Origin of the sequence: Micromonospora sp. NPDC047620, from assembly GCF_043205005.1 — a bacterium.
In the GTDB taxonomy this organism is placed as follows: Bacteria; Actinomycetota; Actinomycetes; order Mycobacteriales; family Micromonosporaceae; genus Micromonospora.
The window spans coordinates 129110-148719 of the sequence record NZ_JBIDDG010000003.1 but is presented as its reverse complement, the minus strand read 5'-3'; the positions used below and the strand labels follow the sequence as shown (position 1 = coordinate 148719).

The 19610-nt window shown below is 70.7% G+C and carries 22 protein-coding genes; 6 read left to right on the top strand and 16 right to left on the bottom strand.

Translation table 11 applies throughout. The features are described from left to right. The first annotated feature begins 57 nt into the window (after window positions 1-57). From ACGF5C_RS04910 to ACGF5C_RS04895, 4 genes are read left to right on the top strand one after another with little or no spacing between them, the layout of a single operon-like run. Complete coding sequence (locus ACGF5C_RS04910) at window positions 58-900, top strand: PPOX class F420-dependent oxidoreductase (RefSeq protein ID WP_393296738.1); 843 nt, start codon at window positions 58-60, stop codon at window positions 898-900. Between the two features lie 52 nt (window positions 901-952). After that, window positions 953-1477, top strand: a complete 525-nt coding sequence (locus tag ACGF5C_RS04905; RefSeq protein WP_393296736.1) for a PadR family transcriptional regulator — start codon at window positions 953-955, stop codon at window positions 1475-1477. Next, window positions 1474-2145 (top strand): ABC transporter ATP-binding protein, encoded by a 672-nt coding sequence (locus ACGF5C_RS04900; RefSeq protein WP_393296734.1) that lies wholly within the window; start codon window positions 1474-1476, stop codon window positions 2143-2145. The genes ACGF5C_RS04905 and ACGF5C_RS04900 overlap by 4 nt, the downstream gene beginning before the upstream one ends. After that, window positions 2142-4340: an FtsX-like permease family protein gene (locus tag ACGF5C_RS04895; RefSeq protein ID WP_393296732.1), complete on the top strand. Its 2199-nt coding sequence runs from the start codon at window positions 2142-2144 to the stop codon at window positions 4338-4340. The genes ACGF5C_RS04900 and ACGF5C_RS04895 overlap by 4 nt, the downstream gene beginning before the upstream one ends. A 149-nt stretch (window positions 4341-4489) precedes the next feature. Here the strand turns inward: ACGF5C_RS04895 and ACGF5C_RS04890 are convergent, their stop codons facing one another. Both ACGF5C_RS04890 and ACGF5C_RS04885 read right to left on the bottom strand, forming a co-directional pair. Next, window positions 4490-4834: a nitroreductase/quinone reductase family protein gene (locus tag ACGF5C_RS04890; protein WP_393296730.1), complete on the bottom strand. Its 345-nt coding sequence runs from the start codon at window positions 4832-4834 to the stop codon at window positions 4490-4492. Between the two features lie 113 nt (window positions 4835-4947). Continuing rightward, on the bottom strand, window positions 4948-5910 hold the full coding sequence (locus tag ACGF5C_RS04885) for an FAD-dependent oxidoreductase (RefSeq protein WP_393296728.1): 963 nt from the start codon (window positions 5908-5910) through the stop codon (window positions 4948-4950). 108 nt (window positions 5911-6018) lie between these two features. Here ACGF5C_RS04885 and ACGF5C_RS04880 point away from each other — a divergent pair, with 108 nt between their 5' ends. Together ACGF5C_RS04880 and ACGF5C_RS04875 are read left to right on the top strand one after the other, a co-directional pair. Continuing rightward, window positions 6019-6921 (top strand): LysR family transcriptional regulator, encoded by a 903-nt coding sequence (locus ACGF5C_RS04880; RefSeq protein ID WP_393296726.1) that lies wholly within the window; start codon window positions 6019-6021, stop codon window positions 6919-6921. 105 nt (window positions 6922-7026) lie between these two features. Then, window positions 7027-7158, top strand: a complete 132-nt coding sequence (locus tag ACGF5C_RS04875) for a hypothetical protein (protein WP_393296724.1) — start codon at window positions 7027-7029, stop codon at window positions 7156-7158. A gap of 25 nt (window positions 7159-7183) precedes the next feature. Here ACGF5C_RS04875 and ACGF5C_RS04870 read toward each other — a convergent pair whose 3' ends face one another. The 14 genes from ACGF5C_RS04870 to ACGF5C_RS04805 all read right to left on the bottom strand — a co-directional run bounded on the left by ACGF5C_RS04870 (window position 7184) and on the right by ACGF5C_RS04805 (window position 19602). Then, window positions 7184-8434 (bottom strand): MFS transporter, encoded by a 1251-nt coding sequence (locus ACGF5C_RS04870; RefSeq protein ID WP_393296722.1) that lies wholly within the window; start codon window positions 8432-8434, stop codon window positions 7184-7186. A gap of 1 nt (window position 8435) precedes the next feature. Beyond that, a complete protein-coding gene (locus tag ACGF5C_RS04865; RefSeq protein ID WP_393296720.1) occupies window positions 8436-9035 on the bottom strand; it encodes an ArsR/SmtB family transcription factor in 600 nt (199 codons plus the stop codon). A gap of 32 nt (window positions 9036-9067) precedes the next feature. Continuing rightward, window positions 9068-9298 carry a hypothetical protein gene (locus tag ACGF5C_RS04860; protein WP_393296718.1) on the bottom strand — a complete coding sequence of 77 codons (231 nt, stop codon included), beginning with the start codon at window positions 9296-9298 and terminating at the stop codon, window positions 9068-9070. Between the two features lie 24 nt (window positions 9299-9322). Next, entirely contained in the window at window positions 9323-10930 is a 1608-nt protein-coding gene (locus ACGF5C_RS04855; RefSeq protein WP_393296716.1) for an ABC-F family ATP-binding cassette domain-containing protein, read from the bottom strand. 27 nt (window positions 10931-10957) lie between these two features. Then, the gene (locus ACGF5C_RS04850) at window positions 10958-12076 is read right to left on the bottom strand and encodes a radical SAM protein (protein WP_393296714.1); all 1119 of its coding nucleotides are present in this window, start codon (window positions 12074-12076) and stop codon (window positions 10958-10960) included. Then, the gene (gene rpmF, locus ACGF5C_RS04845; RefSeq protein WP_393296712.1) at window positions 12073-12258 is read right to left on the bottom strand and encodes a 50S ribosomal protein L32; all 186 of its coding nucleotides are present in this window, start codon (window positions 12256-12258) and stop codon (window positions 12073-12075) included. The genes ACGF5C_RS04850 and rpmF overlap by 4 nt, the downstream gene beginning before the upstream one ends. Before the next feature lie 473 nt (window positions 12259-12731). Beyond that, window positions 12732-12944 (bottom strand): hypothetical protein, encoded by a 213-nt coding sequence (locus ACGF5C_RS04840; protein ID WP_393296710.1) that lies wholly within the window; start codon window positions 12942-12944, stop codon window positions 12732-12734. A gap of 227 nt (window positions 12945-13171) precedes the next feature. Then, entirely contained in the window at window positions 13172-14182 is a 1011-nt protein-coding gene (locus tag ACGF5C_RS04835; RefSeq protein ID WP_393296708.1) for a ribokinase, read from the bottom strand. Next, a complete protein-coding gene (locus tag ACGF5C_RS04830) occupies window positions 14149-15051 on the bottom strand; it encodes a nucleoside hydrolase (protein ID WP_393296706.1) in 903 nt (300 codons plus the stop codon). Before ACGF5C_RS04830 ends, ACGF5C_RS04835 begins: the two co-directional genes overlap by 34 nt. A gap of 39 nt (window positions 15052-15090) precedes the next feature. Next, window positions 15091-15870 (bottom strand): ABC transporter permease, encoded by a 780-nt coding sequence (locus ACGF5C_RS04825; RefSeq protein ID WP_393296704.1) that lies wholly within the window; start codon window positions 15868-15870, stop codon window positions 15091-15093. Continuing rightward, entirely contained in the window at window positions 15867-16883 is a 1017-nt protein-coding gene (locus tag ACGF5C_RS04820) for an ABC transporter substrate-binding protein (RefSeq protein ID WP_393296702.1), read from the bottom strand. The genes ACGF5C_RS04825 and ACGF5C_RS04820 overlap by 4 nt, the downstream gene beginning before the upstream one ends. 66 nt (window positions 16884-16949) lie before the next feature. Beyond that, the gene (locus ACGF5C_RS04815) at window positions 16950-17705 is read right to left on the bottom strand and encodes an ABC transporter permease (RefSeq protein WP_393296700.1); all 756 of its coding nucleotides are present in this window, start codon (window positions 17703-17705) and stop codon (window positions 16950-16952) included. Window positions 17706-17797: 92 nt separating this feature from the next. After that, a complete protein-coding gene (locus tag ACGF5C_RS04810) occupies window positions 17798-18598 on the bottom strand; it encodes an ABC transporter ATP-binding protein (RefSeq protein WP_393296699.1) in 801 nt (266 codons plus the stop codon). Further along, the gene (locus ACGF5C_RS04805) at window positions 18595-19602 is read right to left on the bottom strand and encodes a LacI family DNA-binding transcriptional regulator (RefSeq protein WP_393296697.1); all 1008 of its coding nucleotides are present in this window, start codon (window positions 19600-19602) and stop codon (window positions 18595-18597) included. Before ACGF5C_RS04805 ends, ACGF5C_RS04810 begins: the two co-directional genes overlap by 4 nt. Window positions 19603-19610: the final 8 nt, after the last annotated feature.

Sequence of the window (19610 nt, the reverse complement as noted above, 5' to 3'; positions counted from 1 at the left end):
GCGGCGGCGGTGCGCGGGCCACAGTCACACCGCGCGTGGCCGGCCCGTCTCAGGGGCATGAGAAGCCTTGGACGTGGGGTGGCCGCGCTGCTCGGCGCGGCGTCGGTGATCATCGGTGGGTGGGCCCTGTTGCGGCCCTTCTCCTTCAGTTCGGCGGTGAACTTCCCACCGCACGAGCACTTCGTGCACGACGTGGGGTCGTTCCAGCTCGGCATCGGGGTGACCCTGCTGCTGGCGCTGATCTGGGCCGACGCCCTGGCCGTCGCCCTCGCTGGATATTTGGTCGGCGGGGCGGCGCACACGGTCTCGCACCTGGTCGACGCGGACGCCGGCGGCAGCGCCGCGCAGACCTGGCTGGTCGGCCTGTCCGCCGTACTCGCCCTGGTCGCGCTGGTGGCCCGGCTGCGGCGGCTGGGCTGGGTGGTTGGGTACGTCGATCCCGCCCCGTCCGCCGCCTGGGCACCGCTGGCCCGCCAGAAGACGGTGGTGCTGACGACGTACAAGCGCGACGGCACGGCCGTGGCCGCGGCGGTGAGCATCGCGGTGGCGGGGGATCGGGCGTACGTGCGCAGTTTCGAGAAGGCGTGGAAGACCAGGCGGATCCGCAACAACCCGCGGGTAACCGTGGCCCCGTCGACCGGGCTGGGAAAGCCGACCGGGGCGGCGGTCGAGGCCGAGGCGCGGCGGTTGACCGGGGCCGAGCACCGGGCGGCCAGCCGGACGCTGGTGCGCAAGCACCCGCTGCTGCAAGGGGTGGTGGTGCCGTTGACGCACTGGCTCGGGCGGGCAAAGACCGGGCGTACGGTCCACTTCGCACTGACCCCGGTGGCGTCGGCCGGGCCCGTCGGTGCCACCGCCGTGGCAGGTCGGGCGCCCACGCCCGCGACCGACGGACGCTGATATACGCGCGAGGTATATACGCGAGGTATACGCTCGGGGTATGGTGGCCGCCATGAGCGTTCCCATGACCCTCCTCGGCCTGCTCGAACGCGAGCCCAGCCACGGCTACGACCTGAAGCGCGACTACGACTCCTTCTTCAACCGCGGCAAGCCGCTGCCGTTCGGCCAGGTCTACGCGACCCTCGGCCGGCTCGTCCGCGACGGCAAGATCGTGGTCGGTGAGGTCGAGCCGGGCGTCGGCCCCGAACGCAAGCGCTACGTCATCACCGACCGGGGCGCGACCGAGTTCGAGTCGTGGCTGACCGAGCCGGTCGAGGCCGAGCCCAACCTGCAGACCGTGCTGTTCACCAAGGTCGTGCTGGCGCTCATGCTCGACCGCCCCGCCGACGAATACCTCGACACGCAGCGCGCCACGCACCTGCGGCGGATGACGGAACTCACCGAGATCAAGCGCAACGGCAACCTGGTCGACACCATGCTGGCCGACCACGGCCTGTTCCACCTGGAAGCCGACCTGCACTGGATCGACACCACGGTCGCCCGGTTGGACGCCCTCAAGAAGGTGGTACGCGGATGAAGGCGATCGAGGCGCGCGACGTCCATTTGTCCTTCGGCGAGACGCCGGCGCTGCGAGGCGCCAGCGTCTCGGTGGCCCCGGGCGAGATCGTCGCCATCATGGGCCCGAGCGGTTCCGGCAAGTCCACCCTGCTGCACTGCCTGGCCGCGATCCTCGTGCCGGACGCCGGCGAGATCCACTTCGACGGCCGCCGGATCGACGCCCTGGGCGAGCAGGAGCGCAGCATCCTGCGCCGGGACCAGTTCGGGTTCGTGTTCCAGTTCGGACAGCTCGTACCGGAGCTGACCGCGGAGGAGAACGTCGCGCTGCCGCTGCTGCTGAACGGCGTCAAGCGGGCCGCGGCGCTCACGGAGGCGCGGCCCTGGTTCGAGCGGCTCGGCCTGGCCGGGCTGGAGCGGCGCCGCTCCGGTGAACTCTCCGGCGGCCAGGCGCAACGGGTCGCGCTGGCCCGCGGCCTGGTCGCCCGGCCCGGGGCGCTGTTCGCCGACGAGCCGACCGGGGCGCTCGACTCGCTGACCGGCGAGCAGGTCATGAACCTCCTGGTCGCCTCCGCCCGGGAGCAGGGCACGACCGTCGTGCTCGTCACCCACGAGGCCCGCGTCGCCGCGTACGCCGACCGGCAGGTCATCGTGCGCGACGGCAAGGTGAACGCGCTGGTGCCCGCATGATCCGGTTCGCGGTACGGCTGTCCGTGGCCGGCGGGCGGGAAGCCGCCACCCGGCTCGTCGTCATCGCCGCCGCGGTGGCGCTCGGCGTCGGCATGCTCCTGGCGACAGTCGCCGGTATGAACGCGGTCGGCGCACAGAACCAGCGGAACGCATGGCTCAACACCGCCGTCGCGCCGGCCTCCTCCGATCCCTCGGTCGACCCGCTGTGGTGGCTCATCCGGGAGGACTACTACCAGGGCACGTCCATCGGCCGGGTCGAGGTCGCGGCGACCGGCCCGGACGCGCCCCTGCCGCCGGGCATCCCGCGCCTGCCGGGGCCTGGCGAGTACTACGTCTCACCCGCCCTCGGCGAGCTGCTGCGGGCCACCCCGGCCGCGGAACTCGGTGACCGCTTCCCCGGCCACGAGGTCGGCACGATCGGCCGGGAGGCGTTGCCCTCTCCGGACTCGCTGCTGATCGTCATCGGCCGCCTGCCCGCCGACCTGGAGCACCTGGGTGCCCGCCAGGTCACCCAGATCATGACCACCTCACCGGAGGGCTGCGCCAACGGCTGCTATGTCGGCATCAACGGCGACGGCATGGCGCTCGTGCTGTCCGTGGTCGCGGCCGCACTGCTCTTCCCGGTGCTCATCTTCATCGGCACCGCAACCCGGCTGGCCGCCACCCGCCGGGAGCAGCGCTTCGCCGCGATGCGGCTGGTCGGCGCCACGCCACGGCAGATCTCGCTGATCTCGGCGGTCGAGTCGACACTCGCCGCCGTCGCCGGGACCGCCGCCGGGTTCGGCCTGTTCTTCGCGTTCCGGCCCGGCCTCGCGGCGATCCCGTTCACCGGCGAGCCGTTCTTCGCCGCCGACCTCTCTCTCACGATCGTCGACCTCCTGCTGGTCGCGCTCGGCATTCCGGTCGGCGCCGTCGTGGCCTCCTGGCTGGCCCTGCGGCGGGTGCAGATCTCGCCGCTGGGCGTGAGCCGGCGGGTGACGCCGAAGCCGCCGCGCGCCTGGCGGCTCATCCCGCTGGTCGCCGGGCTCGCCGAACTGACGTACTTCATCGGCCGGCGTCCCGCCACGACCAACGGCCAGCTCACCGCGTACCTCTCGGGGTTTCTGCTGATCCTGGTCGGGCTGGTGCTGGCCGGGCCGTGGCTGACCATGATCGCCGCGCGGCTGCTGGCCGGGCGGGCGAGCCGACCCGCCACGCTCATCGCCGCGCGCCGCCTGGCGGACAACCCACAGGCGGGGTTCCGGTCCGTGAGTGGGCTGATCGTGGCGCTGTTCGTGACCAGCGTGGCGACCGGCACGATCACCACGTACATCGCCAACCGCGGCGAGCCGCGCACCGACTCGGTGGCCGCCACGTCACTGTCGAAGATCTTCTGGCCCGAGGACGGTCCCGCCCCGGCCCCGGACCAGATCCCGGCCGGGCTCGCGGCGATCCCCGGGGTACGCAGCGTGACCGTGGTGCACCGCAACCCCGACCCGGACGGGTGGCACGGCATAATCACCTGCGCCGAGCTGGACCGCCTGGCGGCGTACGGCAGCTGCCCTGCGGGCGCGAGGGTCGCGGCCGTGAGCGCCGACCTCATCGGCTTGCGCGCGTTCGACCTGACCAACGACACGTACGTCTGGGAGGCCGCCGACATCGAACCCGCGCAGGTCGACCGGCAGCCGATCGTGTCCGTGGTCGTCGACACGACCAGCCGCTCCGCGTTCGAGCGGGCCCGGACGATGCTGATCGACGCGTTCCCGACGGATCGCTTCCCGACCAGCACCGCCGAATGGGAGTCGAGTTCCGCGCGGCTGCTGAGGCAGTTCCAGCAGCTGGCCAACGTGGTGATGCTGGCCAGCCTGCCGATCGCGGGTTGCAGCCTGGCGGTGAGCGTGGCCGGCGGGCTGAGCGACCGGCGGCGGCCGTTCAGCATGCTGCGGCTCACCGGGGTGCAACTGCGCACCCTGCGCCGGGTGGTCGCGCTGGAGACCGTCGCGCCGCTGCTGATCGTCGCGGCGGTGGCGATCGGGACCGGGTTCCTGGCCGCGCATCTGTTCCTGCGGGCGCAGCTGGGCTACACACTGCTGGCGCCGAAGCCGTCGTTCTACCTCATGGTGGTCGGTGGGTTGGCGGTGTCGCTGGGCATCGTCGCCTCGACGCTGCCGCTGCTGCGGCGGATCACCGGCCCGGAGACCGCCCGCAACGAGTGAGCCGTCCTCCGGCAGCGCGGTTGCATCTCAGGCCGACGGCCCTCGGTTCATGAGGTGCGACCGCGCTGCGGGAATGTGGCTCGGCTACCGACACATCGAGTAGCCCCAGCGACTGACACCTCTCCGCTGGCCGTCGATGTGGTGTCGGGTCAGCCGAGTGGGACCTGGACGGCGACGTCGTGCTTGGGGTACTGCGCCTCGACCTGGTCGGCGCCGTACTTCTGGCAGAACATCTCGACGACGTGGTTGACCCGGTCGGCGTCGGTGATGGGGGTGGCGCTCGAGCTCAGGGCCGTGCCGTTCGCGGCCAGCTGGACGAACGGGGTCCGCCGGACGTTCTTGTACCAGTCGCTGTCCGAGCCGGTGATCGGCACCAGGAAGACGCTGTCTTCCTCCTGCACGAACCACACCGGGTGCGAGATCTGCCGCCCGGTCTTCCGGCCGGTCACGGTGATCTCGACCTCCTGGACGCCCTGCAGAGCGTCCCTGATCACGTTGCCCACGATGCCCTCCGCCAGCCTCCCGACGTGCTCCCGATCGCCAGCCTATGAACCGGCGCGCATGCTCGTCCCGGATTCCGGCATCCAGCGGCAGACGGGGGCCGCCGTCAGCCGCCCAGGGCGAGATCCGCCACCTCGGCGGCGCACCCCCAGGACAGGGTGACCCCCGCCCCGCCGTGGCCGTACGCGTGCACGAGCCGGCTGCCGCGCGGGCCCGCCGGCTCCGGGTCCACCTCGACCCGCGGGCCGCCGTGCCGGGCCGGCCGCAGCCCGATCCGCTCGCCGAGCACCGGCGCCTCGGCCAACTCCGGCACCAGCGCGACGCAGCGGCGCCGGATCGCCGCCGCCGTGTCCGGGTCGGGCGCGGTGTGCCCCACCCCCGGCTGGTATGTGCCTCCGAGCACCACGTCGTGCCGGCGCGGGTGCACGTACGTGATCCCGGCCGGGTCGTCCTCGTCGCGCACCGAGACGGTCAGGCCCGGGTTCGCCACCAGCACCAGATGCCCGCGCACCGGGTGCACGGCCGGGTCGGCGGCGAGCTGGCCGGCGGCCAGACCCGTCGCGTTGACGACCGTCGGCGCGGTGTCGAACGCGTCGGCGAGCCGCCGCACCCGGCGACGCAGCACCCGCCCGCCGCCGGCCTCCAGCCGCTGCCGTAGCCAGGCCAGGTATGGCGTCATCTCCACCGTCGGCGCGGTGAACCGCAGCAGCGCCGTGTACGGCGGTCGCGCCGGCTCCGCCACCAGGTCCCCGCACGCCTCCGCCCACCAGGGCGGGCCGGCGTACGGGTGGCGCAGCAGCATCCGGGTCGGCCGCTCGACGACCCCCGGCACACCGTCCGCGGCCTGGCGGCCCAGCTCCGTGTGGGTCTCCCGCGCCCAGCGCAGCACCCGCGGGTCCTGGTCGGTGTGGCTTGGGTACCAGACGGCGGCGGCCACCGTGGACACCGTGTCCGCCGGGTCGTCGGCGGCCAGCACGGTCACCCGTGCCCCCCGCTGCTGGAGGGTGACTGCCGCCGTCATCCCGACGACCCCACCCCCGACCACCACCACGTCCGTCGATGCTGTCATCGTCCGCTCCCTCGCTCGTGCCGTTGGCCTCGGATCGTCGCCGTCCCGGCGGGCCGCCGTCCAAGACGGATCGGACAGCCGGCGATAAGCGGGGCTTATGATCGGTCCATGTCCGACGCGCCGACCCTGGACGCCTGGTTGGACGTGCGGCGGCTGCGTTACTTCGCCGTGCTCGCCGAAGAACTGCACTTCACCCGGGCCGCCGCCCGGCTGCGCGTCGCCCAGCCCGCGCTCAGCCAGCAGATCCGGGCCCTGGAACGCCAGCTCGGCGTGCCGCTCGTGCACCGCACCAGCCGGGGCTGCACGCTGACGGAGGTGGGGGCGCGGGTCGCCGACGAGGCCGCCCGGCTGCTCGCCGAGGTAGACGCGGGGACCGCCCGCATCCGGGACCTGGTACGCGGGCGGGGCGGCCGGCTCCGGCTTGCGTACACGCGGTCGGCGCGGGGCGGCCGGGTCGACGCGCTGGTCGCCCGGTTCCGGGCCGCCCACCCGGACATCGAGGTGGTCCCGGAGACGGCCTGGACGGCGCCGAACGTGGCCGGCCTGCTCGCCGGCCGGCTCGACGTGGCGTTCGTCCGCCCGCCTGTCGACGAACCGGCGTTGGCCTGCCGGACGGTCGACACCGAGGAGCTGCTGCTGGCCCTGCCCGCAGGTCACCCCCTCGCCGCCAGCCGCCGCCGGGTCAGTCGGGTCGAGGTGGTCGACCTGCCAGCCGTGATGTGGCCGCGCGAGAACGGCCCCGGCATGTTCGACCGTACGATTGCCCAGGTCTGGCCGCACGGCGGGTTCCGGCTCGTCCGGCAGGAGCCGGACGACGAGCAGCTGCTGCGGGCGGTGGCGCAGGGAGACGTGGTCGCGGCCGTCCCGGCCGGCCGCGCCCGCGCGCTGCGGCTGCGCGAGGTACGGCTGCGCCGGTTCACCGCCCCGACACCCACCGTGGACGTCGCCCTGGCCTGGCCACGCGACAGCACGAACCCCGCCCTCCGCCGGTTCCTCGCCCTGCTCGACTGAGGCCGGGCGAGAAGCTGGTAGGCGAAGATGTAGGACGTTTCGCCTCCTGCACAAGCGCCTTCATGAGCCGGAACAGGGAGGGTTGAAGGGCCGGCCTCCGCACGAGTGACGTCGCACGAGCAGGTGGTGAATCTGTGGCGCTATATCAACCTGGGCTGGGTCGACGAGCACCCCGGCCAGAACCTGTCGCCATCGGAAAGGGCTTACGCTGTGGCACGCGGCCACCGCCAGATCTGATGTTGTTTCCACAACGCACAGACGATCACGCGGTGGCGGCCTCGCGTCCACGGTGCTGACGCCGCATCGGTGGCGGTATTGGGAGGGCGAGCAGCACGACTACACCGGCCAGGCAGTAGGCTGCACCTTGCGTGACCAGGACCGGCAGGATGCCGATGCGTTCACCGAGGGTGCCCGCCGCGATCGTGCCGAGCAGCATCGCCGAGCCGTTCACGGCGGCCATCGCTCCGAAAACCCGCCCGCGGTGGTTGTCGGTTGTCGCGTTCTGAAAGACGGTCATGCCGCCAGCGGTCAGGAACGCGGCCGGCAGCCCCACGAGCGCGATGAGTACCGGCGCAGGCCAGAGCGTATGCGTAGCCAGCGGATACAGGAACAGCACCAAGTCCAGTGCGCCGAATGCGAGCGTTCCCCAGCCGAACATCGCCCGGGGTGCGAAGTGGTGCCCGATCAGCGTTGCGGCAAGGCCTCCCACGATGCCGCCGACCGCCTGGGCTGCCATGATCACACCGAAAGCGCGGGCGTCGCCGCCCAGTACGTCGCGTACGAACGGCGCAATTAGCGTGCCCATGATCGCCTCGCCGATACCGGTGATGACGGTGAACGCCAGGAAGACCTGCAGGACCCGGCTGGAAAGCCCGATACGCATGCCTTCAACCCATTCCTTCAGGACATGCGGACGTATCGCCGAGCCGGATCGAGGCCGGGTACGGATCCGCCACAGCAGCCCGGCCGCGAGCGCGAAGGTCATCATGTCCGCGAGGCCCAGCAGGGCAACGCCGCCGATTGCCGCGATCACCCCGCCCAGCGCGGCGCCGCCCAGGCGAGCGACGTCGCGGGCCTGGCCGTTGAGCGAGTTGACCGTGACGAGGTGGTGGTCCGCCACCAGGGACGGCACGAGCGCGGCCTCGGCGGAGGTGAAGAACGGCGCGAGGCAGCTTTGCACCGCGATCACCAGGTAGACCAGCCAAACCTGACCTGCGTGCTGCACGGCGAGCAGTGGGAGCAAGGCCACGACCATCAGCAGGTTGGTGACGACCATGGTGCGCCGGCGGTCCCATCGGTCGGCGTAGACGCCCGCGACCGATCCGAGCGCGATCTGCGGAAGCAGCGAGGCCAGGACCGAGCCCGCGGACGCGAGCGTGGAGCCGGTCATGACATAGACCTGGTAGGCGAGCCCGGTCCGCAGAATCCAGTCACCCGTCAGTGAGATCAGGTTCGCGGCCAGCAACAAACGCAAGTCTCCGTTGCTGGCGAGGATCCGCCAGAGCCGTCGCACGTCATCCTCCCGACGGCGTCGGACGTAGCGGCGCGGCCACGAGCGTCAGATTCACCGGTACCGCGTCGACAGGCCGGCTACCTGCATCGCCGGCCGGTCGACGGTGGGCGAGCGGTGCCACCAACTCGTCCCACCGCTGTTTGAGCTCGGCAAACTCTTCCACTGTGAGGTAGAGCAGACTCTGCGAGACGCCCGCGTGCTCAGCCCAGCGCGGATCTTCGTCAGCGCGGCGCTGCTGCCAGTCCTCAAGTTGGGCAGCGGCCTGTTCGACGAAATGGCGGTCGAGTAGCTCGACCGATTCCCATGCCTCGGCCGACCCGCCCGCCGCCTCGAACCGGTGCGAGACAGCGGTAATCCGCCAGGGCCGCTCGCGGTTGTCGCCGGCGTCGGCCTGTTCGACAAAGCCGTACTTGGCGAGCTGCCGGAGATGATGCGATGCGAGCGCCTGACTAATGCCGAGCTGCCGGGCGGCGGCCGCAGCGGTGAGCGATCCCTCACGACCGACGAGAGCACAGAGCTTGAGACGTAAGGGATGCGCAAGCGCCCGCAGTGCGAGCGGATCACTGACGACCCGCCGTCCGGGGTCCGATTCCAAAGACACGCTTGGAGTCTCAATGCGACAGTAGCTGCTTGTCAAGCAAGCGCTTGGAATGTGCGACCGACCAGCGACGCCTCGAACGGCGGCTGCCGTACTGGCGCGTCGACGTCGACGTCGACGTCGGCACCACCTTCGGAAGGGAAAGGCCTGTGGAACCGAAGGATGGAGAAAACCATGGCAAAGCCGAAGGTGTGGCTGGTGTGAATAGTTCCCAGCGAAGGAACAGGCGGGCCAGCCGAACCGTGACCCGCCTGCTCTTCGACCACCTCGTCCCGCGCGATCCAAGACCGTCAGATGTTCAGGTCTCGGCGTTGATGCATGCGCCCGTCCCTGTCGAGTTCGATGACCGCGTCGACGCCGATCCGCTCGAGGAACGCGAAGTCGTGGCTGACGATGAGGAGCGCTCCACGGTATGCGTCGAGAGCTTCCGCGAGCTGTTCGACGCTGGCGATGTCGAGGTTGTTCGTTGGCTCGTCCAAGACCAGCAGTTGAGCCGGCGGCTCCGCCAGGAGGAGCCGTGCGAGGGAAACACGGAACCGCTCGCCGCCAGAGAGCGTGCGAACCGGCCGATCGACACTGTCGCCACGTAGGAGTAGGCGGGCGAGCTGGTTACGGATCGTACCCGCCGGTGTCCCCGGCGCTACCGCTTGCACGTTCGACATAGCGCTGGCGTCGTCATCGAGCCCGTCGAGGCGCTGCGGGAGGTAGCCGACTAGCTCTGTCACCAGGAGCCCCTGCGGTCGATCGGGGGTAGGAGTCGTGCCCCGGAGAAGCTGTTCGATCAGGGTCGACTTTCCGGTGCCGTTCGCTCCGACGAGCGCGACTCGCTCCGGCCCTTGGATCACGATCGTGCGGTCCTGGTCCTCCAGCTCTGCAAGGCGCCTGCCACGCGGGACGTCGGGATCGGGCAGGACGAGATGGATGTGTTCCTCTTCGCGGACGCGAGCGTCCGCGGCGTCGACAGCGGCTTGGGCCGTCTGGACCTTGTCGTCGAGCGTTGAGCGCAACGAGCCCGCCGATGCTTGAGCCTTGCTGGCGCGGTTGCCGGCCAGGATCTTCGGGATGCCGCCGTCCTTCTGGGTCTTCTTCGCGGTGCGCTCCCTGCGCGCTAGCTTCGTCTCGGCCTCGACGCGCTGCCGCTTCTCCACCTTGAGCGCCTGCTGCGCCGACCGCGCAGCCTGGACCGCCGCCGCTTGCTCCTGCTCCTGATGTTCCTTCCATGCGCTGTAGGGGCCGCCGAAGGTGTCGAGCGTGCCGGCGTAGAGCTCGGTGGTGTTGTCCATATGCTCCAGCAGCTCGAAGTCGTGGCTGACCACCACGAGCGTCCCGGGCCACTGGTCGACGAACTCGGCGAGCTTGGCGCGCGTGGGGCGGTCGAGGTTGTTGGTGGGCTCGTCGAGGAGGGTGATCGGGGTACGGCGGATGCGCAAGCCGGTGATGGCGATGAGCATCGCCTCCCCGCCGGAGATCTCGGCCACGCGACGGTCGAGGTCCGCGGCGGCGAATCCGATCTGGTGGAGAGCCTCGTCTGCGCGGGACTCGATGTCCCAGTCGTCACCGATGGTGTCGAAGTGGCGCTCGTTGACGTCGCCGGACTCGATGGCCTTCATCGCGGCGATGATCCCGTCGATTCCGAGGAGTTCGGCGATCGTCGTCTCGTGCCGGAGCGTAAGCGTCTGCGGTAGGTATCCGACCTCGCCGATGGTATTGATCTGCCCGGCGGTCGGCTGCAAGATGCCTGCGACGAGCCGAAGCAGGGTCGACTTCCCGGCGCCGTTGCGGCCGATCAGGCCGGTGCGGCCGATGCCAAACGTGCCGTTGGCGCCGGAAAGCGCAACGGTCCCGTCCGGCCATTCGAAGGTCAGATCGCGGAGTGTGATCGCGGACTTCGTAGACATGGTTGGTGTATCTCTTCTTTCGTCCCGTCAGCTGTGGACGGGTGTGACTGGGATCAGTTCGGTGTCGATGGGAGCGGCGACCGAAGGGTTCGCGGCGAGGTACTTGCCGTGGAGCTGCCCGCAGGCGGCGTCGATGCCGGTGCCGAACTGTCGGCGTCTGGTCGCGTGCACACCCCGCACGGTGAGCCGGCGCACGAAGTCGTCCACTCGGGTGGAGGACGGGGCGCGGTAGTCCGGTGCCGCACCGATCGCCTCGTTGTAGCGGATGACGCTGACGTGGAACAGCTCGGGTCGGGACCGCTCGTGGACCAGTTCGGCGAGAGCGGCGAGGTGGTCGTCGCTGTCGTTGACATCGGCGATGAGCAGATAGGCGAGGTAGACCTTTCGGCGGCTCGTGGCGGCATGCCGGTCGAGGATGTCGAGGCTCCGCGCGAGCGGGAACCGTTCCTCGAGGGGGACGATGCGCGCCCGCTGCTGCGTGAACGGCGAGTGCACGGACAGGGTGATCGTCACCTGCGGATGCTCGTCGACCAGGCGTGCCAGGTTCGGCGCGAACCCCACGGTCGACACCGTGACCCGACGTGCGGACATCCCCGCGTATCCGGCGTCGGTCAGCAGGGTGAGCGCGTCGAAGACGTGGGGGTTGGCGAGCGCCTCCCCCATTCCCATGAACGCGACGCTCGCGGGCCTGGGCAGCCCTTCGCGGGTCCAGTGCGGGTGCATCACCTGCGCGACGATCTCGTCGGGGGTGAGATTGCGGACCAGGCCCACCGCGCCGGTCGCGCAGAAGGTGCAGCCCAGGCCGCACCCGGCCTGCGACGAGATGCACATGGAGTCCCATCCGGCTCGATAGTGCGAGACGACGGTCTCGATGCGGGCACCGGTGTCGGATGCGAAGAGCACCTTCTCGACCTGCTCGTCTCGTTGCACTTCCAACGGGGTCAGCGGATGCAGCCGCGGGCCAAACTGCTCTGCAAGATCGGCGCGCAGGCCGGCCGGCAGTGCGTGGACGTCGGCGAACGTCTCGGCCGTCGAACTCTGCCACGCGGTGATGAGCTGGCGGAATCGGAACGCCAGAGCGCCGGTCTGTGCAAGATGATCGCGAATGCGCATCCAGCGGCTCCTCGTGGTCAGGGCGGTGTTCACGAGTCGCCGCCCTTGGGAGGAAAGACCTCGCGACCCCGGTAGAAGCCGCAGTGCTGGCAGGCGCGGTGTGGCGACGTGGGCTTGCCGCAGGCGGGATTCGTGCAGGTGGTGAGCGCCGGAGCGCTGGTCTTCCAATGGGCGCGGCGGTGGCGGGTTCGGGAACGCGACGTACGGTGCTGCATGGCGATGGCCTTTCGTGAGTGGTTGTGGCTGCCAGCGGAGCTGGCGGGACAACCGACCACGGGCCGTGAGTCGATGCGGCGAGAGATTCGATCGGACCTGCCGAGGCACACCCGTCCGCGCCGTCAGGCCGCTGGCTGGGTGACGGGCGATGGACGGATGAGTACGGAGAGGATCGAAGTCGCGCGTTCGCAGGCACGCACTCTGGACCGAGGTCGGTGTGGTGCGAATGTGCCGGCGAGGTTCACGCAGGGGTATCGACGCCCGGGGTGGGCGGACTCACGCTGCGTCAGGGAACGATCATTCACCGGTGTGGGCGCTGCCCACATGAGTGAAAGCCACCGGCAGTTCGGTGGCTAGATTCTGTCGACCTCAATCAGTCCCATGCCACCCACCGTATCAGCCCATGGGTCCTCCGCCCAAGCGCACCGGGCGGCGGGGAGGGCTCTTCCGCCCCCCTCCCCGCACACATGGGCTACTGCGCATCCGTCGCGTGGCGGCGGTCGCGAACCGACGGGGCGATGAGCGCGAGCGCCACGAACACGGCCGCGGTGATGAATGCACCGGGCGTGCCCAAGCGCGCCTGCGCGAAGACGAGCAGGGCGAGGCCGAGGGACGCACCCAACTGGAGCGAAGTCTGCAGAACCCCGGAGGCGGCACCGACGACGCGGTGGTCGACGGCGGACATGACGGTGAGGTTGACACCGCCGTCAGGTCAGTTGCCCCTTCACGACGTCGACACGTGGACGTCGCCTCCGAAGAAACCTGCCACCTGGGCACCGCATGTCCGGGGTCCTGTCCCTCGGGACACCAGGCCCAGCCGGTCAGTGTGACGGGGGACGCTGCGGCGCCGGGGCTGTGTGCGCCGTGACCACCAACTCCGAGGTGCTGGCGATCACGGCGCGGCTGCTCATGTCATGCCTCTTGGTCCGGAGACGCACCCAGCAGCGGGATCGCCGCCAGATCCGGCTGGCTCGACGAGGTGAGGGCCGCCCTGGACACCTCATCCAGGGTCGGCAGCGCGCCTTGTGCGCCCCGGCCGCGTGTCGACAGCGCCGCCGCGACGGCCGCCCAGCGGGCGGCCTCGGCCACGGCCCGGCCGGGCCGCGCCACCAGGGCGGTCGCGAGGGCTCCGCAGAAGCAGTCGCCGGCGCCGGTCGTGTCCACGGCCTCGGTACGGAGCGCCGGAACGTGATCAACCCGGCCGTCCGGCTCTATCACGGCCGCGCCCTGCGACCCGAGCGTCACCACGACGGTCGCCGCTAGCCCGAGCTTGCCGACGGCGCTCGCCACGTCGTCCAGGCTCTCTGGCAGGGACGTGCCGGCCAGGACCGCCAACTCGGCCCGGTTGGGCACCAGCACATCCACCCGGCGGACGAGGACGTCGGGAAGCGGAGTCGCGGGCGCGGGATTCAGCACCAGAAGGCCGCCGGCCAGCGCTGCGGCCCGCTCCAGGGCGGGCGTCGCGACCTCGCACTGCATCAGGGTGAGCGCTGCCGAGGCGATCATGTCCCGGTGCCGTTCGACACGGGCCGCGTCCAGTGCGCCGTTCGCCCCGGGGTGTACCACGATCACGTTCTCGCCGGCGCCGTCCACCGTGATCAGCGCGGTCCCGGTGGGGACGTCATGGACGACCGCCAGCCCCGACACGTCCACGCCCCGGCCGGCGAGCCGCTGCCGCACCTGCTCACCAGCGGCGTCGGCGCCGACGCATCCGACGAAGCCGACGGACGTACCGAGGGTGGCGATGGTCATCGCCTGGTTCGCGCCCTTACCGCCGACACCCTCCCGGTACTCCCGGGCGGTCAGTGTCTCCCCCGGCCCGGGGAGCCGGTCGGTCACCACCATGCGGTCAAGGTTGGCGCTGCCCACCACCGCGATCTTCGGGCCGTTCAACGCACCGTCGCCTCTCTGTCCGTCGCCCATGCCAGGACGATCTCGCGCCACGCCGTGTCGTCGACGCGGCTGACCACCGTCACGGCCGCGTTCCCCTCGGGGGTCATGTCCGAGCGGCCGTACGCGTCGACGGCCACCGTGGCGGGCGTCTCGACCGCCACCACCTCCGGGCGCGCCACGACAGCTGCGGCCACCAGGTCGTGGCAGTGTCGGCTGGCTGTGCCGGACCAGTAGTGCGCCAGCAGTTGCGCGCGCACCCCGTGCCAGCCGCTGCCGCCGGCGAGCACCCGCCGGACGGCCTCCGGCGGGCAGCTCGCCCGGGTGGTCGCGTCCGTCGGCACGACCCGTACGCCCTGGCCGGGCGGCTCGGCGAACAGTCGCCGAGCGGCCCGGGGGTCGCGGGCGAAGTTCGGCTCGGCGCCCCGCACCACGCCGGGCAGGGAGAATGCCCCACCCATCACGGTCAACCGGACGTGCGCGGGCCAGTGGCTCACCTGCCCGGCGAGGCGCTCGGCGGTGGTCAACGGGCCGAGCACCAGGTAGTCGGTGTGCGCCGGCAGTGACCTGTCGACACGTACGTCGCCGTCGAACTCGGCGCCGTGCGTGGGGACGACCGGCCCGAGACCGTACTCGCCGTGCAGCCGCACGCCCGACGGGACCGCGGCCCGCGCGGCGGGGTCGATCTCGGCGCCCCGCAGCAGCAACGGCCGTTGGGCCGGAGCGAGCGCGCGAAGCGCATGGGTGACCGCCGCCCCGACGACATCGGCGGGCCGTGCCCCGCCGGTGGCGATGATCGCGGGTATCTCCACATCCGGCAGGCGCAGCAACCAGGCGAGTGCCACCAGGTCGTCCACGCCTCCGTCGGTGTCGACCACGATGCGCCGGGGTGGCCCGGTCATCGTCCCGGCCTCGGCCGGAAACGGCGGCTCCGCGGCGGCTCAGCCATCGGTCACACCGAACCGGGAACGGAGCCAGCCGGCGACGGCACCGATACCGGACCAGGAGAGCAGCCCGAGCATGCTCAGCAGCAGCAGCCCGACCATTGCCTGCGGGATGTTGTCGGTCTCCTGGCTCTGCGCGACCAGGTATCCGAGCCCACCCTGGGCGCCGATCAACTCGCCGATCACTGCGGCGGTGACCCCGGCCAGCGCACCGAGGCGGAGCCCGACCACGATGTGCGGCAGGGTCATCGGCAGTTCGAGCCGGAAGAACCGCCGTGGGCCGGAGAGCGCGAGCACCTGACACAGGTGGCGGTAGTTCGTACCGATGCCGCGCAGCCCGGCCAGCGTGTTGACCAGCACCGGGAAGAACGTGACCAGCGCGACCAGGGTGATCTTGCTGGTCACGCCGAGCCCGAGCCACAGCACCAGGAGCGGTGCGATCGCGATCTTCGGGGTGATCTGGATGAACACCAGCAGCGGCATGGCCGCTCGTTCCAGCCAGCGCCATCGGGACATCGCCACCCCGGCGAGCACGCCGACCGCCAGTCCGATCGCCACCCCCTGCAGCAGTTCGGCACCGGTCACCCGGAGGTGGACGAGCAACTGCTCGCCGGTGAGCATCCGCCAGGTGTACGTCACGATCTCGATCGGGCCGGGGAGGGTGTACGTGGGCACGTGCGCGAGGTGGACGTAGCCCTGCCAGGCCAGCAGGAAGGCCGCCACCGACGCCGTGCCGAGCACGGCGCGCGGTAGCTTGCCGAGTCGCTGCTCGGTCACGAGGAGGCCTTCACGAAGTCGGACGCCCGCACGTCGCCCTGGATCAGGCCGTACTTCTTCTGCGCGTCCACGGCGTTCTGCCAGGCCGTCGGGTCGCCGTAGCCGAGCCCGTGCGCCTTGGTGGTGTCGCTCTGCCACAGGTCCTTGACGAAGACTTCCTGCATCACCTGGGTGACCGACTTCTCCTGGCCGGCGAAGCTGGTGGCGTACTTCTGGATGGACATCTCGACCGCCTGCGGCAGCTTGCCGTCGATGAGGTCCTGCAGCGCGGCGTTCAGCGCGGTGGTGAATCCGGCGACGGCCTCGGGGTTCTCCTTGGCGAACTGCTGGCCGGTGATCACGACGTTGCCGAACGACGGGAGGTACTGGTTGGACAGGATCTGGGTGACCTGCACCCCGGCGGCCTGCAGGGTGTAGTAGCGCAGCCGCGAGAAGACGATCGCGTCCACCTGCTTGTTCTGCAGTGCCGAGACGATGGCGCCGGTACCGACGACCTTGACCGTCAGGTCCTTCTTCACGTCCAGGCCCGCCGAGGCGGCCATCGCCGTCAGTTGGACGTAGTTCGGGGAGCCGAGGCTGGTCACCGCGACCGTCTTGCCTTTCAGGTCGGCCGGGTTGGTGATGCCGGAGTCGGCGAGGGTGAGCAGTGCGCCGATGCCCTGCTGGTACGTGGTGTGCACGACGAGGTCCGGCACGCCGTTGGCCACCGCCTGGATCACGCTGTCGGCGTTCGGGAAGCCGAACTGGACGTTGTTGGCGGCCACGTTCTTGGTGATGGTCGCGGCGTCGGCGTACAGGAACTCGACGTCGAGGTTCTGCTTGGTGAAGTAGCCCTGTTCCTTGGCCCAGTACAGCGGCGCGTAGTAGGGGGCGGCGGCGCCGTCGATCTGGATGCTGACCTTGGTCGTGCCACCGTCGGTGCCGCCGCTGGGGGCCTCGACGCCGCCGCAGCCGGCGGTGAGGGCGATGACGGTGCTGGCGGCGATACCGGCGAGGAGGGATCTACGGGTCATGGAGCGCATGGGTGTACCTCGTATTCCAGTTCGGTGGGGGTTGGCCACGACGGACAGGTCGTGTGATCAGGCCGTGACGGGATCGCGCCACCGCAGGGCGCGGGCCTCGACGAAGGAGACCAGTTGGTAGAGGGCGAGTCCGACAGCCACGATCACGACGATCGAGGCCATCAGCATGGGGACCTGGTAGGAGGAGTTGGCCTCGACCAGGAGGTAGCCGAGTCCCTGGCTTGAAGAGATCCACTCGGCGAGGACCGCTCCGGTCATGGCGTCGACGGCGGCTACCCGGGCGGCGGCGAAGATCGACGGTGACGCTGCCCGGATGTCGATGCGGAACAGTCGGGCCACCGGGTTCAGCCCGACGATGGTGGCGAGGTCCCGGTAGCCCGGGTTCACCTGCCGCAGCCCAGTGGCGGTACCGACCAGGATGGGGAAGAAGGACAGGCTCACGATGAGCACGAACTGGCTGGTCAGGCCGAGGCCGAACCAGAGCACGAACATGGGCGCGAGCGCGATCTTCGGCATCGCCTGGAACACGATCAGGAACGGGGAGAGCATCGCGTCGACGACCTGTGACCGGGAGACGGCCACTCCCAGCGCGGCGCCGATCACCGCCCCGATCGCGAAGCCGACACCGATGTTGCGGACCGTGTACAGCAGGTGGGTCCACAGCGTTCCGGTCCGCGCGAGGTCCAGCAGTTGCGATCCGACCTCGGTCGGGCTGGCGAGCAGATACCGGGGGACGTCCGCCACCGCCTGGTACGCGCCCCAGGCGCCGACGATCACGAGGACGTACAGCAGCACTGCGAAGGGCTTGACCATGAGTCGCAGGAGGCCCCGTCGCGACGTACCAACCGGTGCCGGCGGCGGCGCGACGGGCGGTGCCGCCGGCTCGGGTGTCGAGGTCTGAACCGTCACAGTTCCCCCCGCAGCATGGCCTGGAACTCCGCGAAGCGGGGATCGAGCTTCGTCCGCGCGTCACGCGGCCGGGGCAGGGGCACGTCGTGGATCGCGCGTACCCGACCGGGGCGGGGTGAGAGCACGACCACCCGGTCGGCGAGGTAGGTGGCCTCGTCGACGCTGTGCGTCACGAACACGATGGTCTTGCCGGTCGCGGTCCAGATGTTGAGCAGATCGTCGTGCAGCTTCTCCCGGGTGATCTGGTCGAGTGCGCCGAAGGGCTCGTCCATCAGCAGCAGCATCGGATCGTGGGCCAGCGCCCGCACGATCGAGGTCCGCTGCCGCATCCCGCCGGAGAGTTCGCGCGGCAGCGCGTCGGCGAAGTCGGTCAGTCCTACCAGGCTCAGCAGTTCGCGTACCCGAGGCTCGTACCGCTGCCGCGGTTCCTTCAACGTCTCCGGCGCGATGCAGGCGTTACGCAGGACGCTGCGCCAGGGCAGCAGGACGGGCTCCTGGAAGACGTAACCGATGTCTCGGCCGGGTGTCGGCCGGCGTGACCACTCCGTCTGCCCGGAGGTGATGGTGTCGAGGCCCGCCATGATCCGCAGCAGGGTGGACTTGCCGCAGCCGGACGCGCCGATGATGGCGAGGATCTCGCCCTGCCGCACGTCGAGCGACACCTCGTGGAGCGCGCGCACCACCTTGCCCCGGTCGGACCGGTACTCCTTGGTGATCTGCGACAGCCGCAGCAGAGTTCCCTGCGCGGCCTGTGGGGAACGGCTTTCGGCGATGGGGTTTCCGGTTGGCACACTCATAGCTGTCCACATCCACAACTTGTTCGGAAGACGGGCTCGGCGGGCAGGGCGATGTGCCGCGCCGGTCGGTACGGGTCGCGTATTCGCTCCTCGAGAAGCGTTAGAGCGCCGGCCGCGAGTGCCGGCAGGGGCTGCCGCATGGTGGACAGCGGTGGCGTGGTGTAGGCGCTGACGTCCGTACCGTCGAAGGACACGATGGCGATGTCCCGCGGTACGTCGAGTCCCCGTTCGCGCACGGCGCGCAGCAGGCCGAGCGCCTGCCGGTCCGAGGCGACGAAGACGGCGGCCGGGAGGGTCAACCGGTCGAGCAGTTCGTTCCCGGCCGCCCGTCCGCCCTCCGGCGTGAAGTCCGCCGGTACCTCCCACACACCTTCGGTGATGCCGTGGTCGGCCAGCGCCTGCCGCCAACCGGACGTCCGGTCGCGCCCGACGATGGTCTCGCTCGGGCCGGACAGGCACGACACCTGCCGGAAGCCGTGCTCGATCAGATGGTTGGTGGCCAGCCGGGCACCCTGATGGTGATCCACCGCGACCGAGTCGTACCCGGTCGCCGCATCGGCCGGCACCCGGTCGAGGACCACCACCGGGCAGGGCGAGTTGGCCAGGGCGGATGCGGTCGACGGGCTCTCGTGGTGCGGCACCCACAGCACCCCCTCGGCCCGGACGTCCCCCATGGCGGCGAGTCGCTCGCCCTCCTCGCCGCCGTCGGAGTGCAGCAGGAACAGCAGCTTTCCGCGGCGTGCCGCCTCGGTCTCGATGGCGTTGGCCAGCTCGGCGAAGAAGGGGTTGCCGCCGTCCGGCATCAACAGGCCGAGGAAGCCGCTGCGGGTGCGGCGGAGCGCCTGGGCCACGCGGTTCGGGCGGTATCCGAGGTCCCGGATGGCTGCCTCGACCCGGGCCCGGGTGGCCGGTGCGACCGGGCGTGAACCGCCGTTGAGCACATAGCTGACCACCGACGGCGAGGTCTGCGCCCGCCTGGCCACATCGGCTCGAGTCACCTTCATGAACACCT